The organism is Phycicoccus avicenniae (assembly GCF_050496545.1).
GTDB classification, from domain to species: domain Bacteria; phylum Actinomycetota; class Actinomycetes; order Actinomycetales; family Dermatophilaceae; genus Phycicoccus; species Phycicoccus avicenniae_A.
On record NZ_JBNVZV010000003.1, the window covers coordinates 1 to 14,008 of the forward strand.

Annotated in this window: 13 protein-coding genes, 1 tRNA gene and 1 other RNA gene; 7 read left to right on the forward strand and 8 right to left on the reverse strand. The window is 75.2% G+C overall.

Features of this window, described 5'->3' with window-relative positions; genetic code table 11:
- A partial coding sequence (locus ACQZ2A_RS03155) for a DNA polymerase III subunit gamma and tau (RefSeq protein WP_430207084.1) occupies positions 1-1,198 on the reverse strand: 1,198 nt, incomplete at its 3' end.
- An 85-nt stretch (positions 1,199-1,283) separates the two neighbouring features.
- Between ACQZ2A_RS03155 and ACQZ2A_RS03160 the strand changes: the two genes are divergently transcribed.
- Genes ACQZ2A_RS03160 through ACQZ2A_RS03170 form a run of 3 tightly spaced genes read left to right on the forward strand, consistent with a single transcriptional unit; the run spans position 1,284 to position 4,255 of the window.
- The gene (locus tag ACQZ2A_RS03160) at positions 1,284-1,925 is read left to right on the forward strand and encodes an ABC transporter ATP-binding protein (protein WP_430207086.1); all 642 of its coding nucleotides are present in this window, start codon (positions 1,284-1,286) and stop codon (positions 1,923-1,925) included.
- A complete protein-coding gene (locus ACQZ2A_RS03165) occupies positions 1,922-3,358 on the forward strand; it encodes a hypothetical protein (protein WP_430207087.1) in 1,437 nt (478 codons plus the stop codon). The genes ACQZ2A_RS03160 and ACQZ2A_RS03165 overlap by 4 nt, the downstream gene beginning before the upstream one ends.
- A 54-nt stretch (positions 3,359-3,412) precedes the next feature.
- On the forward strand, positions 3,413-4,255 hold the full coding sequence (locus ACQZ2A_RS03170) for a DsbA family oxidoreductase (protein WP_430207088.1): 843 nt from the start codon (positions 3,413-3,415) through the stop codon (positions 4,253-4,255).
- 14 nt (positions 4,256-4,269) lie between these two features.
- Here ACQZ2A_RS03170 and ffs read toward each other — a convergent pair.
- Positions 4,270-4,366, reverse strand: an RNA gene (ffs, locus tag ACQZ2A_RS03175) — signal recognition particle sRNA small type.
- 242 nt (positions 4,367-4,608) lie between these two features.
- Here ffs and ACQZ2A_RS03180 point away from each other — a divergent pair.
- The 3 genes from ACQZ2A_RS03180 (at position 4,609) to ACQZ2A_RS03190 (ending at position 7,954) form a co-directional block, all read left to right on the forward strand.
- Entirely contained in the window at positions 4,609-5,973 is a 1,365-nt protein-coding gene (locus ACQZ2A_RS03180) for an MFS transporter (RefSeq protein WP_430207090.1), read from the forward strand.
- A gap of 258 nt (positions 5,974-6,231) precedes the next feature.
- Positions 6,232-7,365: a ScyD/ScyE family protein gene (locus ACQZ2A_RS03185; protein WP_430207092.1), complete on the forward strand. Its 1,134-nt coding sequence runs from the start codon at positions 6,232-6,234 to the stop codon at positions 7,363-7,365.
- 121 nt (positions 7,366-7,486) lie between these two features.
- Positions 7,487-7,954: a DUF3817 domain-containing protein gene (locus tag ACQZ2A_RS03190; RefSeq protein WP_430207094.1), complete on the forward strand. Its 468-nt coding sequence runs from the start codon at positions 7,487-7,489 to the stop codon at positions 7,952-7,954.
- 22 nt (positions 7,955-7,976) lie between these two features.
- Here ACQZ2A_RS03190 and ACQZ2A_RS03195 read toward each other — a convergent pair whose 3' ends face one another.
- Together ACQZ2A_RS03195 and ACQZ2A_RS03200 are read right to left on the reverse strand one after the other, a co-directional pair.
- Positions 7,977-8,795: a hypothetical protein gene (locus tag ACQZ2A_RS03195; RefSeq protein WP_430207096.1), complete on the reverse strand. Its 819-nt coding sequence runs from the start codon at positions 8,793-8,795 to the stop codon at positions 7,977-7,979.
- Entirely contained in the window at positions 8,792-9,595 is an 804-nt protein-coding gene (locus ACQZ2A_RS03200; protein ID WP_430207098.1) for a hypothetical protein, read from the reverse strand. The genes ACQZ2A_RS03195 and ACQZ2A_RS03200 overlap by 4 nt, the downstream gene beginning before the upstream one ends.
- Positions 9,596-9,709: 114 nt before the next feature.
- Here ACQZ2A_RS03200 and ACQZ2A_RS03205 point away from each other — a divergent pair.
- Positions 9,710-9,797 (forward strand) — tRNA-Ser (locus tag ACQZ2A_RS03205).
- A gap of 262 nt (positions 9,798-10,059) precedes the next feature.
- Here ACQZ2A_RS03205 and ACQZ2A_RS03210 read toward each other — a convergent pair.
- Genes ACQZ2A_RS03210 through ACQZ2A_RS03225 form a run of 4 tightly spaced genes read right to left on the reverse strand, consistent with a single transcriptional unit; the run spans position 10,060 to position 13,938 of the window.
- Complete coding sequence (locus ACQZ2A_RS03210) at positions 10,060-11,130, reverse strand: hypothetical protein (protein ID WP_430207100.1); 1,071 nt, start codon at positions 11,128-11,130, stop codon at positions 10,060-10,062.
- Positions 11,131-11,142: 12 nt separating this feature from the next.
- A complete protein-coding gene (locus tag ACQZ2A_RS03215) occupies positions 11,143-12,081 on the reverse strand; it encodes a BadF/BadG/BcrA/BcrD ATPase family protein (protein WP_430207101.1) in 939 nt (312 codons plus the stop codon).
- Between the two features lie 13 nt (positions 12,082-12,094).
- Positions 12,095-13,042 (reverse strand): carbohydrate ABC transporter permease, encoded by a 948-nt coding sequence (locus tag ACQZ2A_RS03220; RefSeq protein WP_430207103.1) that lies wholly within the window; start codon positions 13,040-13,042, stop codon positions 12,095-12,097.
- Positions 13,039-13,938, reverse strand: a complete 900-nt coding sequence (locus ACQZ2A_RS03225) for a carbohydrate ABC transporter permease (protein ID WP_430207104.1) — start codon at positions 13,936-13,938, stop codon at positions 13,039-13,041. The genes ACQZ2A_RS03220 and ACQZ2A_RS03225 overlap by 4 nt, the downstream gene beginning before the upstream one ends.
- Positions 13,939-14,008 lie beyond the last annotated feature (70 nt).

Below are 14,008 nucleotides of genomic sequence, written 5' to 3' on the forward strand. Positions count from 1 at the left end.
GCGCCGGCGCGGACGCCACGGCGGCCGTCGGCACCCCGCCGACGTCGAGCCGGCGCTCGAGCCGGTCCAGGCGCGCGGCGTACCCGGCCTCGCCCGCCGCACCGGGCAGCAGGATGCGGGCCGCGATGAGCTCCAGCTGGAGGCGCGGGGCGGTGGCGCCGGTCATCTCGGTGAGCCCGGCGTTGACGACGTCGGCGGCCCGCGACAGTGCGCCGGCCCCGAAGGCCGCACCCTGCCGGCGCATCCGCTCGAGCTGGTCCTCGGGCACGTGGCGCAGCACCTGGGCGGCGCCCTCGCGCATCGCGGCGACGACGATGAGGTCGCGCATCCGCTCGAGGAGGTCCTCGACGAAGCGGCGGGGGTCCAGGCCGGTCTCGACGACGCGGTCGATGGCCCGGAAGACCGCCGCGGCATCACCGGCCGCGAAGGCCTCGACGGTGGCGTCGAGGAGCTCGCCGTCGGTGAACCCGAGGAGCGCGGCGGCCGACTCGTACGTGAGGCCGTCCTCGCCGGAGCCGGCCATCAGCTGGTCCAGGACCGAGAGCGAGTCGCGGACCGAGCCGCCGCCGGCGCGCACGACGAAGGACAGGACACCGGGGGCGACCGGCACGCCCTCCTTGGCGCAGAGCTCCTCCATGTAGGACTGGAGCCGGGCCGGGGGGACGAGCCGGAAGGGGTAGTGGTGCGTGCGCGAGCGGATGGTGCCGATGACCTTCTCGGGCTCGGTCGTGGCGAAGATGAACTTCACGTGCTCGGGCGGCTCCTCGACGATCTTCAGCAGGGCGTTGAAGCCCTGCGAGGTGACCATGTGGGCCTCGTCGATGATGTAGATCTTGTAGCGGCTCTGCGCCGGCCCGTACGACGCGCGCTCGCGCAGGTCGCGGGCGTCGTCGACACCGCCGTGGCTCGCGGCGTCGATCTCGATGACGTCGACCGTGCCGGCCCCGCCGCGGGCCAGCGCCACGCACGAGTCGCAGGTGCCGCAGGGCTCGGGGGTCGGGCCGTTCTCGCAGTTGAGGCAGCGGGCGAGGATGCGCGCGCTCGTGGTCTTGCCGCAGCCGCGCGGCCCGGAGAAGAGGTACGCGTGCCCGACCCGCCCCGTCCGCAGCGCCTGCATGAGGGGCTCGGTGACGTGCTCCTGCCCGATGACGTCGGCGTACGACTCGGGCCGGTAGCGGCGGTAGAGGGCGGTGCTCACCTCACCGACCCTAGCCGCCGTGGCGGACACCCGGCATGCCCGTCCCGAGGCGTGTGGACGGCCGGCGGGTGAGAGGGTGGCGGGCGTGACCGGTACCCGTGTCGAGGCCCTCGAGGCCGCCAAGGACGTCGACGGCGCCGTCCTCCTCCCGCCCACCTCGTTCGTGGCCGACGCCGGCACCTGCGTGGTGCTGCGGGGACCGAACGGCGCCGGGAAGACCACCCTGCTGCGGCTCGTCGCCGGGCTCGCCGCGCCCTCCTCGGGAACCGTCACCCTCGACGGCGACGTGGCCGACGAGCGCGATGCCGCGACCCGGCACGCGGTCGCCGCGCTCGTCGGGCCGCCGGCCACCTACCGCGACCTCACGCTGCGCGACCACCTGACGCTGGTCGACGCCACCTGGGGCCGGGACCCGCACACCTGCGAGGAGCGGGTGCACGAGGCCCTCGACCGCTGGGGCGTCGCGCACCTCGGCGAGCGCTTCCCCCACGAGCTCTCCTCCGGCCAGGCCCACCTCTTCCACCTCGCCCTCACGTGGTTCCGGCCCGCGCGCCTGCTCGTCCTCGACGAGCCCGAGCAGCGCCTCGACGACTCCCGCCGCGCCCTGCTGGCCCGCCTCGTCCGCGAGCGGTGCGCCGAGGGGACGACGGTCGTCATGGCCTGCCACGACCCGGACGTCACCGCAGCCGCCGCCGACACCGTCGTCGACCTGCCGGACGCGACGTGAGCGAGGCGGCCTTCGAGACCGAGCCGGTCCCCGACCGCGAGCGGTTCGAGGACGCCTCGCACGTCCTCCACGGGCCGGCGGGGTCGGCGGCGTGGCGCCAGGTGCTCTACGCCCTCTACGTGGTCGCGCTGCTCTCCGGCCTCTACGGGTTCACCGTGACCCGGGCCGTCGTCGAGCGGTACGGCCAGTCGTGGCGCGCAGCGGGGGCCGTCCTGCCGGTGGCGGCCGGCGGTGCGGTCCTCGTCGTCGTGCTGCTCGTCCTCGCCCACCTCGCCGGGCGGCGGCGCGGACCGGTGACGCCCGACCCGGCGTGGGTCGACCTCGTCGTCGCCTCGTCGGTCGACCGATGGCTGACCCTGCGCGAGTCCTGGCTCCTCCCGGGGCTGACCCTCCTCGTGGCCGGCGGGCTGCTGGGCGGGGTCGGCGGGGCCGCGCTCGTCGGCGGGGGCGCGACGGGTCCGGTGGCCCTGCCCGTAGGCCTCGGGGGCGGGCTGCTCGTCGGCGGGGCGCTGGCGCTCTCGTGGCTCTCGGGCCAGGTCCGGGCAGATCCCTCGGGTCCGTCGCGCCGGGGCATCGGCGCCTCCCTCGGTTCGGCCCTGCGGATGCGGACGGCGCTGCGGGGGCTCGGGGTCGACGGCCTGCGCGCGCACAGCCTGCGGGCCGCACGCATCGGCGGGGCCACCTTCACCGCCGACACCCGCTCCCTCCGGCTCGAGGTCGCCGCACCGGTCAGCCGCGGGCGGCGGTGGCGCCTGCACCCGGGTGGCCGGGTGCGGACCCTCCTGCGCCGCGACCTGCTCGGTCTGCGCCGCCAGCCGCTGCTACCCGTCGGCGGTGCCCTGCTCGTCCTGCCCGGCGCCCTCGCCGCGGGATGGGTGGTCGCCGGCGACGCGCCCGCCCTCGTCGCGGTACTCGGCGTCTTCGGCCTCCAGCTCGGGGCCGGGCTCGTCGCCGAGGGGCTGCGCCAGCACGGCGACGCGCTCGGGGCGCCGCGCCTGCTGGGCGGGTCGGTGCGGGGGCAGGCGCTCGCCCACTCCGGCGCGCCCGCCCTCCTCCTGCTCCTACTCGGCGCGCCGGTCGCCGCCGTCAGCGCCGGCGCGCTCGCCGGGCCGGTCGCGGCGGGCGCGGCGGTCATCGCGGTCCTCGGCATCGGCGCCGTGGTGCTCGCCGGGCTGTGGCTGGCCGCGTTCCGCGGGCAGCCGCCGATGGGCGCCTTCGGTCCGAACGGCGGCCCGACGACCCTGCTCCTGTGGTGGGCCTGGCCACGCGTGCTCTCGGTCGCCGTCGGCGCGCTCGTCCTCGTGCGGCTGGCCCGGCTCGGGGCGGGCGAGGCGGGCATCGGGTCGGTCGTGCTCGTCGCCCTGCTCCTCGGCGTCCTCCTCCCGGTGGCCGACTCCGCGCTCACCCGGGCCGCCGCGGCGCACCGCGGCTGAGACCGTCCCGCGGACCCGTCGCCCGCTGTCCGCGGCGGGACGTACCCTCGGGGGGTGCGCATCGACGTCTGGTCCGACATCCTCTGCCCGTTCTGCCACCTGGGACGGCGCCACCTCGAGCTCGCCCTCGAGCAGTTCGAGCACGCCGACGAGGTCGGGGTCGTCTGGCACAGCTTCCAGCTCGACCGGAACGCGGCGGCCGTCGACGACACCCCGCAGATCGACCGCATCGCCCAGAAGTACGGCGTCCCGCGCGAGCAGATGGTCGCCCAGCACGAGCAGATGGCCCGCGACGCCGCCGCCGTCGGGCTCGACTTCCGGTGGGAGCAGCTCGTCGGCGGCAACTCCTACGACGCCCACCGGATGCGGCACCTCGCCCGCTCGCTCGACCTCGAGGAGCCGGTGACCGAGCGCGTGCTGCGGGCCTGGTACTCCGAGGGCGCGGCCATCGGCGACCACGAGACGCTCGTGCGGCTCGGCGTCGAGGGCGGGCTGGAGGAGCAGGCCGTCCGCGACCTGCTCGCCGGCGACGACTTCGGCATCGACGTGCGCACCGACGAGGCGCTGGCCGGGCAGATCGGCATCACCTCGGTCCCGATGTTCGTCCTCGACCAGAAGTACGGCGTCACGGGGGCCCAGCCGGTCGACGCGCTGCTCCAGGCCATCCGCCAGGTGTGGGACCTCCAGGGCACCGAGCCCGAGATGCCCGCCGCCGGTGGCGGCTGTGGTGGTGGCTGCTGCGGCGGGGCCTGCGGGTCCGGCGGGGCCGAGGAGCCGGTGGCGCAGGAGCAGACCGGCGGCTGCGGGTGCGGCGCCGGGGGCTGCGGTGGCGTCTGCGGCCCCGACGAGCACGCGCACGACCACGCCGCCGAGCCGGAGCCCACCACCGCCCGCTGACGGCACCCCCCGGACGCGAGGACACCCCGCGTACCTGGAAGAGCCCACCTGCCCTTGCTGCATTCCTGCCCTGGGGGAGTTCAGTGGGGTACCACCACGCGGGGTGCCGGGCACGATGCTACGGGCTGGACGCGCCCCCACGGAAATCTCCCGTCCCGCCGCCCCCCGGCTCCGGGCGATGTGCGGGGCTCCGCACGCGAGCGCACCCGGACGCGCGCAGGTCGCACGGACTCCGGCGGCGCCCCGCGACCCGCCCCCAGCACGGCGGATGGGCGCCCACGCCACCACCTCCACCGATCTGTGGGTGCACCGAACACCCCCCTCGGCCCCGCGCACCCCTACCGTCGCGTCCCATGTCCGACACCGTCGTCAGCCAGAGCCCCGGCACCGCGCCCTCCGCGCCGTCCCGGTCGAACATCGTCAAGATCGTCTTCGCCAGCGTCGTCGGCACCGCCGTCGAGTGGTACGACTTCTTCCTCTACGGCTCCGCGGCCGCCCTCGTCTTCGGGACCCTGTTCTTCCCCGAGTCCGAGCCGTTGACCGCCACGCTCCTCGCCTTCGGCACCTACGCCCTCGGCTTCGTCGCCCGCCCGCTCGGCGGGGTGGTCTTCGGCCACTACGGCGACAAGGTCGGGCGCAAGAAGATGCTCTTCGTCTCGCTCCTGATGATGGGTGGCGCGACGGTGGCCATCGGCCTGCTGCCGACCTACGCCACCATCGGCGTCGCCGCGCCGATCCTGCTGCTCGTCTGCCGCCTCCTCCAGGGCTTCGCGGTCGGCGGCGAGTGGGGCGGTGCCGTCCTCATGGTCGCCGAGCACGGCAAGGACGAGCACCGCGGCTTCTGGTCCAGCTGGCCCCAGGCCGGCGTCCCCTTCGGCAACCTGCTGGCCACGGGCGTGCTCTGGCTGCTCGCGCTCTTCCAGTCCGACGAGGCGTTCAACGCCTGGGGCTGGCGCATCCCGTTCCTGCTGTCCGCGGTCATGGTCCTCATCGGCCTCTGGGTCCGCTACAGCCTCGAGGACTCCCCCGTCTTCGCCGAGACCAAGGCCGAGCTCGAGGCCTCCGGCTCGACGCACCTCCCGATCCTCGAGGTGGTCAAGCGCTACCCCAAGGAGGTCTTCCTCGCGATGGGCATGCGGATGGCGGAGAACATCTCCTACTACATCTTCACGATCGTCGTCATCACCTACGTCACGACCTACCTCGACGCGAACAAGGGCGTCGTGCTCGGCGCGCTGCTCGCCGGTGCGGCCATGCAGTCGGTGCTCATCCCGCTCATCGGCGCGCTCTCCGACCGGGTCGGCCGGCGCCCGCTCTACCTCGTCGGCGCGGTCGGGGTCGGGGTGTGGGGCTTCGTGTTCTTCCCGCTCGTCGACAGCCTGAGCGGCCCGAAGATCATGCTCGCCACCCTCGTGGGCCTCTTCTTCCACGCGCTGATGTACTCGCCGCAGGCCGCCTTCTTCTCCGAGCTGTTCGGCACCTCGGTGCGGTACACCGGCGCCTCGGTCGGCTACCAGCTGGCCTCGATCTTCGCCGGCGCGCTGGCCCCCATCATCGCCGTCAAGCTCCTCGGAGACGTCGACACGAAGAACACCACGGCCGTTGGCTGGTACCTGGCCGTCGCGGCCGTCATCACCGTCGTGTCGGTGCTCCTGGCCAAGGAGACCCGGGCCACCTCCCTGCGCCACGACCGGGTGCTGCCGAACGCCCACGACTGACCCGCCCCACCCCGCCGAGGACCCGGTCCGAGCCATCGCTCGGGCCGGGTCCTCGCCGTCCCGGCCCCCTGCCCCACCTGCCGCGATGTGACACCAGGGGGCCCGATCGGGCCATTGACGTGCGGAAACGCCGTCGCCAGCATGGCTCGCGCACGTCACCGTGACCCAGGTCACATCCCGGTGACGCGGTCGCCACCGACCGCGTCACCGCTTCATGACAGGTCGCGCGGCCGCGGTCGCGCACGGCAGGGAGATCTCATGACACGACCACCCCGGATGCTCGCCGCCCTCGGCGGCGCCACCGCGCTCCTCCTCCTCGTCCCACCCGTCGGCGCGTCGGCCCACCGGGGGCACCCGGCCCCCACGCCGAAGCCCGTCGTCCGCTCCAGCCAGCTGGCCGCACCGTTCAACCTCGACCTCTACAAGGACTCGGTCCTCGTGGCGGACGGCGGCCTCGGGCTCGTGGGCTGGCTCGGCCGTGGCGGCGCCATCACCCCGGTCGCCACCGACCAGCCCGGCGCCTCGGGCGTGGCCCGCTCGCGCGACGGCAAACGGGTCGCCTGGACGACGACCGTCACCGACCCCGACACCTTCGAGAACGCGGAGAGCGGCCTGACCATCAAGCGCTTCGGGGGCCGCACCGTCCAGGCCGACACGCACGCCTTCGAGGTCGCGAAGAACCCCGACGCCGTCAACCACTACGGCGTGAGCAACCCGAGCCAGTGCGTCGCCGACGCGTTCGCCGCGGCCGGGTTCCCGAACGACTACGACGGGGCGGTCGACTCGCACGCCTACTCGGTGGCGGCGTACCGCGACGCCTGGGTCGTCGCCGACGCCGGGGCCAACGCGCTCTTCCGGGTCGGGAACGACGGCAGCATCCGGACCCTCGCCGTGCTGCCCCCGCAGCCGGTGACGCTCACCGCCGACATGGTCGCGGCCCTCGGGCTCCCCGACTGCGTCGCAGGGGTCACCTACGCCTTCGAGCCGGTGCCCACCGACGTCGAGGTCGGCAAGGACGGCTGGCTGTACGTCACGCTGCTGCCGGGCGGCCCGGAGTCGCGGGTGCTCGGGGCCCGCGGGTCGGTCTACAAGGTCAACCCGGCGAACGGGATGGTCCGCAAGGTGGCCGGCGGCTTCCTCGGCGCGACCAACCTGGCCCTCGGCAAGCACGGCGAGGTCTACGTCGCCGAGCTCTTCGCCGGCCGCATCTCGACGGTGCGCCACGGCATGGCCAGGCCCTGGCTCGACCTCCCCGGCGTCGTCGCCGTGGAGTCCTCGAAGGACGGGGACCTCTGGGCGGCCACGCTCGGCAACGAGGACCCGCCGGCACCGGGGACCATCGTGCGGATCCGGGACGGCCGGATGCACCACGAGGGCACCATCCGGCGCTGACGCACGACGCAGGACCGGGAGGGCGCGGCCGGCAGGGACCGCGCCCTCCCGCACGCCCGATTCGGTGCCGGCCGGGGTGGTCGCCGATGATGGATGGCCCCGCACCTCCCGGAAGGCCCCGATGACCCCGCGCACGCTGTTCCCCGCCCTCGCCCGCGCCGAGGCGGTGACGTGGGCGCTGCTCCTCCTCGGGATGGTGCTCAAGTACGTCACGCGCACGACCGAGCTCGGGGTCGCGGTGTTCGGGCTGGTCCACGGCGTGGTCTTCCTCGCCTACGTCCTCGTGACGCTGCTCGTGTGGGTCGACCAGCGCTGGTCGTGGCGGCTCGGGCTCGTGGCCCTGCTCGCCGCGCTCCCGCCGTTCGCGACGATCTGGGTCGAGCGGCGCGTCGAGCGCCGCGGGCGGCTCGCGACGCGCTGGCGCCTCGCGCCCGGCGGCGAGGCTCCCGGGCACGCCGGCGAGCGCGTCCTCGCCCGGGCGCTGGCCCGGCCGGTGGCGGCAGCGGTCGTCGGCGGCGCGCTCGTCCTCCTCGCGACCGTGGCCCTGCTCGTCGTCGGACCGCCGACCCCGCCCGGATCGGGCGCCTGAGGCCCGTCCGTCACCGGGTGCCTCAGGGACGGACCACCCACAGCCAGTGCGTGGCGTCGGCGAGCCCGGTGAGGGCGGCCGCGAGCACGAGGGAGGCCCCGACCGCCGCGACGAACCCGACCCACCCGCGCTGCCGCGTCACCGAGCCCACCGCGGCCGGCCGCAGCAGCTCGAGCACGGCGTAGGCCAGCACGCCGACCCCGAGGGTGACCCACGCCTGCCAGAACCAGAACCAGCGGGTGCCCCGGCGCGGCGCCGGCCCGACCAGGATCCCGGCGAGGAAGAGCCCCCCGAGCCCGAGGGCCGGGAGGGCGGCGACGTCGCTCGGCGGGGCCGTCAGCTCGTCGAGCGCGGGCCGGGAGAGGGCCGCGGGGACGCCGGCCTCCCGGAGCCGGGCCACCAGCAGACCGGGGTCACCGCGGTCGGGGTCGACGACGCGCATCCGGGACAGCGAGGAGTCCACGAAGTAGGCGAGCGCCTCCCGGCCACCGAGCGGCGGCTGCTCGCGGTCCAGGTCCCCGTTCGGCAGGGCCGCCGGCACGCCGTACTGGGGCGTGGCGGCCCAGCCCCGGGTGTCGTCGGAGCCCGCCAGCGTGATGATCCGCCACGTCACGACCCGACTCTGGGCGAGGTCGTCGGCGAACCGGTCCGGGGTGACGAGGCGCAGCTGGTTGGCGGCCGCCAGGACGACGAAGGTGACCCAGAGCGCGACGAGGACGGCGCCGAACAGCCGGCGCCCGGTGTGCTCGGGCCAGGCCTCGGGTCGCAGCAGCCGCCACCCGCTGCGGGGCGGCGCCGGCGCCGCGCCGGTGGCTGCTCCGCCCGGGGACGAGGCGGTCATCGGGGCAGGGTCCATGCGGGGCCGAGCCACGAGCCGAGGGCGTCCAGCCCCCCGGCCAGCAGGATCCCGCCGAGGACGAGCACCAGGAACCCGCGCCAGCCGCCCATCCGCCCCTGCGGCACCGCCCAGGGGACGTGGGGCGGCAGCGGGCGGAGCACCTCGAGCACGGCGTAGGCGAGCACGCCGAGGCCCGCCGGCAGGCCGAGCAGCCAGAACCAGAACCACCGCGTCCCACGCGTCGGGCGCGGACCGCTGACGACCAGCAGGAAGCCGGCGAACCCGAGGGCCACCGCTCCCCAGCGCTCGACGTCGGGAGGGACGACGGTGCCCGGGTCGCCCCGGAGCGGCAGGACGAGGGGCACGCCCGCGTCACGCATCCGCTGGGCCAGCTCGTCGCCGACGCCGGTGACGTCGACGACCCGGTAGCGGCCGACGACCCCGTCGACCAGGTAGCCGACGGTACGACGCTCCGGCGGGGCGACCTCGGAGCCCGGGGCGACCGGGGAGGGCTCGCGCCGGTCGACCCACTGGAAGAGCGACTCCTCGTGCCGGTCGAGGAGGACGGGGTGCCAGCTCGCGACGCGTCCGGCGGCGAGGTCCTGCTCGAGGGTCCCGGCGCTGACCGGGCGCGGCAGGGCGAGCAGGGCGCAGGCCAGCCACACCACCCACCCGAGGACCAGGACGACCCCGACGGCCCGCTGCCACTGCTGCGCCCCCGCTCGCAGGGCCCCCGTGCGGCTCCGCGGTGACCCCGTCGCGACGGCCCGCGTCACGACGCCCCCCGGCTGCTGCTCCACCATGCGCGCATCGTGGCAGCACGGGCGCCGGCTGTCGAGCACTGCTGCGGGAACCCGCAGGCGCCGGTCGCCGGCCCGATTTCGGGTGAGGCGTCCGGCTCGGGTAGCCTCCTCGGCGGAGGATTCGCATAGTGGCCTAGTGCGCACGATTGGAAATCGTGTTGGGATAAAACCCTCGGGGGTTCAAATCCCCCATCCTCCGCCACATGACAGCGCCCCCTCGCTCCGCGAGGGGGCGCTGTCATGTGCCGGAGTGGGGGATGCCGGGAGAGGGTGTGCGGGACCGAGGGACGAGGTCGCGCGCCCCTCGGAGTCCCCCATCCTCCGCCGGGGAGAGCCTGGCGCTTCAGGGCGAGCCTGCCGAGCCGGTGCCCCATGACACCCCGGCAGGGCAACCGGACCCCGGCGGACCAACTGGGCCCCGGCTGGGCAACCAGACCCCGAGAGCCGGATGCCCTCCGCCGGCGTCAGGCGAGCGGCAGGCGGTGGCCGACCCGGGTCGCCTCGTCGTGCAGCTCGACGAGGAGCTGCTCCTCCGGCCCGGGCACCGGCCCGGAGGCGCTGATGAGCCGGCAGGTCGCGTACTCCCCCACGTGCGACTCGTACTCGTCCACCCACCGCATGTACCGGCGCTCCTCGGCCTCGTCGGCGCACGGCCAGCGTGCGTCGAGGGCCCGCAACCCGACCCGGTACGGCTTGGGCGTCAGGCGCGCCCGGTAGCTGTCGTGCGTGGCGCAGAGCTCGACGTACAACGGGTCGCTGCCGAGCTCGGCGAGCAGCATCCGCGCCCGGTCCGACGACGGCGGCGCGTCGGCCCCGGTGACGAGCACGCGCAGCCCGGCGGCCGTCCGGTAGACCCGCACCCCCAGCTCCGGGTGGCGCCGGCCGAACTCCCAGACCGGTTCGGCCGCAAGGCACTCCGCGACCGACGGCGTCTCCGGGCCGGTCGCGGCCACCCGCACCCCCGACGGGTCGGTCGGGTCGGCGGGGTAGGCCTCGTAGCCGGTGTCCGGCGCCGGCGCGGGCGTCGGTGCCGTGGGCGCGTCCAGGCCGGCCGCGTCCTCGCCGCCGGGGGCCATCGGCGTGAGGTCGGGTCGGCCGAGGAAGACCCGGCGCAGGAACGAGCCGACGCCGCTGGAGCGCCGCGCGCCCGAGGAGGTCGACGCCGTCTCGGCCGGCACGGCCACCTCGTCGGCGAGTGCCGGCACGTCGACGTCGGCGACGAACAGCACGTCGGTGCACAGCACCTCGCACCCCATCCGGTTCCGGGTGTACACGCCGAGCCGCCGGCCGTCGTCGGTCTCCACCGCCTCGAGGACCGGCTCGCGCAGCGGCGTGCGCGGGTAGTACCCGTGCCCGGCCGGCAGGCGCCCCTCCCGCTCGATGCGGGCCAACGTCTCGGCGAGCCGCTGCTCACCGACCCGCCGGGCCTCCTCGTCGGACTCGTCCGACCAGCCCCACACCGAGATCGTGCCGCCGCGCCGCCCGAGGTGCGGGCTCGTGCCGTCGACCTTCACCCAGTGCTGAGGGAACTCCATCCGCGGAGTCTGTCAGGCCGGAGAGTGCGCGACGTGCACGTACTCGTCGTGCCGCGGGAGGTCACCGGTCTCCTCGAGGCGGCGGGCCAGCAGCAGCGCGCCGTCGAGCGCCCCGCCCACCGAGCCCGCCACCTCGTGCCCCGCCTCCCGCACCAGCTCGACCAGCGGCCGGCGCACTGCGTCGGCCGCCAGCAGGCCTCCCGTGAGGGCGAGCCGCGGCCGCTCCAGGCCGTGCGCCGCCGCGAGGAGGGACTCCCCGAGCGAACGCCCGGCCGCCGCGCAGATGCCGGCCGCGACGTCGTCCCCCGCGCCCGCGGCCGCCGTCACGAGCGGGGCGACCGAGGCCAGCGCCTCGGGGGCGTCGGCGGCGGTCATCACCCGCCGCGGCCAGGTCCGGCGCGGGCCGAGCAGGCGTTCAGCGGCCTCGAGCAGCCCGTCCGAGCCCCCGCCCACGCCGTCGGCCGCACGCAGCGCCGCCCGCAGCCCCTCGAGGCCCACGCCCGCCGCCGACCCGCGATCGCCGAGGACGTGCCCCCAGCCGTCGACCCGCGTCCAGTGCGCGGCGAAGTCCGACCCGAAGGCCACCGCCCCGGTGCCGGCGGCGACGACCGCGCCCGGCACGACCTCCCCGAGCGCCCCGACGAGGTTGGCCACGGCGTCGCTGACGACGGCCGTCCGCCGCGCCCCCACCGCGGCCCCGACGGCGGCGAGCACCTCGGCCGGCTCGGCCAGGAAGAGCAGGCCCCGGCTCGACCAGCAGACGGCGTCGACGTCGCGGACGCCCTCGGCCTCCAGGAGCATCCGGGCGTCGGCGGCCAGCGCCGGGACGTCGAGGCCACCGGCCCCGACCCGTGCGCCGTCCGCCCGCCGCGGCGCCGACACCACGCCGTCGCGGCACACGAGCAGGCGCAAGCCGCTCCCCCCGACGTCGACGGCCACGAGCGTGCTCACGGCCGCGAGCCGATCACTTCGACATGCCGGCGGTCAAGCCCGCGACGATCTGCTTGGTCGCGACGAGGAACAGCACGATGAGCGGCAACGTGGTGATGACCAGCCCCGCGAACACCGCCGAGTAGTTCGTCGCGTTCTCGCCGAAGAACTGCGTGAGGCCCACGGGCAGCGTGTACTTGGCGTCGTCGCGCAGGAGCACGAGCGGGAAGAGGAAGTCGTTCCAGATCGGCACGAAGCGGAAGACCGCGACGGTGGCCAGGGCCGGCCGCACGAGCGGCACCATGATCCGCCAGAACGTCTGCCACGGGCTGGCGCCGTCGAGGGTGGCCGCCTCCTCGAGCTCCTCGGGCAGCTGCCGGAAGAACGTGGTGAGGACGAAGATCGAGAACGGCACGCCCGAGGCGCCGTAGAGCATCGCCAGGCCGAGCCGGGAGTCGACGAGGCCGACGCCGTCGAAGAGGTAGAAGATCGGCAGGATGGCGAGGTGGATCGGCAGCATCAGACCGGAGAGGAACAGGGACTCCAGCCAGCGGAACAGCCGTCCGCGAGAACGGGCCAGCGCGTACGCGGCCATCGTCGAGACGACGGTCGAGAGCACCACGGCGCCGATGGTGACGAGCAGGCTGTTGCCGAAGTACGTCGCGAAGTTCCCGGCGGTCCAGGCCTCGCGGTAGGCGTCGAACGACAGCGGCCACGGCGCCCCGAGAGGGTTCGAGATGAGGTCGCCGTTGCTGCGGAAGGAGCTGCTGAGCATCAGCAGCAGCGGGATGAGCGCGAAGGCCGCGTAGACCCAGAGCAGCACGCTGGCCGTGCGGCCGCCGACCGGCGTGGCCCGGCCCCGGGTGCCGCCACGGCGCGAGGAACCCGAGCCGGACCCCGGTCCGCCGGAGCCGGCGAGGGTGGGGTCGGCGTCGACGGCCGGCTCGTCGGCGGTGCCGATGCCCGCGGGGACGACGCTCATGAGGTGATCCTCCGCTCGTGGCGCCGCAGGACGGCGGTCGCGGCGTAGGCGCCGCCGAAGATCAGGACGAAGAGCAGCGTGGCCAGCGCCGACGAGGTGCCGATGGCGTCGGTCGCGCCGGAGTCGAAGGCCGTCCGGTAGAAGAGCAGCGACAGGAAGTCGGTCGACCCGGCGGGGTTGCCGGTCGAGCCGCCGAAGGCGTACGGCAGCGCGAAGGCCTCCATCGCGAAGATGAACGTCAGCACGCTCACCGTGCCGACCGCCGGCACGAGCAGCGGGAAGGTGACCCGGCGGAAGGTCTGCAGGTTCGAGGCGCCGTCGACGCGCGCGGCCTCGCTCAGCTCCTCGGGGACCCCGCCGAGCGCCGCGCCGTACAGCAGCACCGGGAACCCGATCCACTGCCAGACGCTGACGAGGATGACGACCCAGAGCGCGGTGCTGGGGTCGCCGAGCCACGGCAGCGCCCACGACTCCAGCCCGACCTTGGTGAGCAGGGTGTTGACCGGGCCGAAGGTCGGCGAGAGCAGCAGCGTCCAGAGGTAGCCGATGACGATCGGGCTGACGAGGTAGGGCATCGCGTAGAGCGTCTGCAGCGCACGCCGGGTGCGGGCCCGGCGGTGCAGGAGGAAGGCGACGCTGAGCCCGATCGTGTTCTGCACGAGCATCGTCCCGACGAAGAAGAGGACGTTGTGCAGGAGGGCGCGCGGCAGGTCGGTCGTGAACGGCGCACGGGTGAAGAGGGCGGTGAAGTTCTCCAGCCCGGCGAAGCCGCCGCGGGCCGTCCCCTGCCACTCGTAGAACGCGTAGGAGAACGCGGTGACCATCGGGTAGAGGACGAAGACCCCGAACAGCGCGAGGGCCGGGGTGACGAAGAGGAGTCCGGTGCGTCGGTTCATGGCTTCCGGGGGGTGGGAGGGGGTGGGGCGGACCCGGCTCACCCGGCGGCCGGGCCTCGTGGGCTCCGGC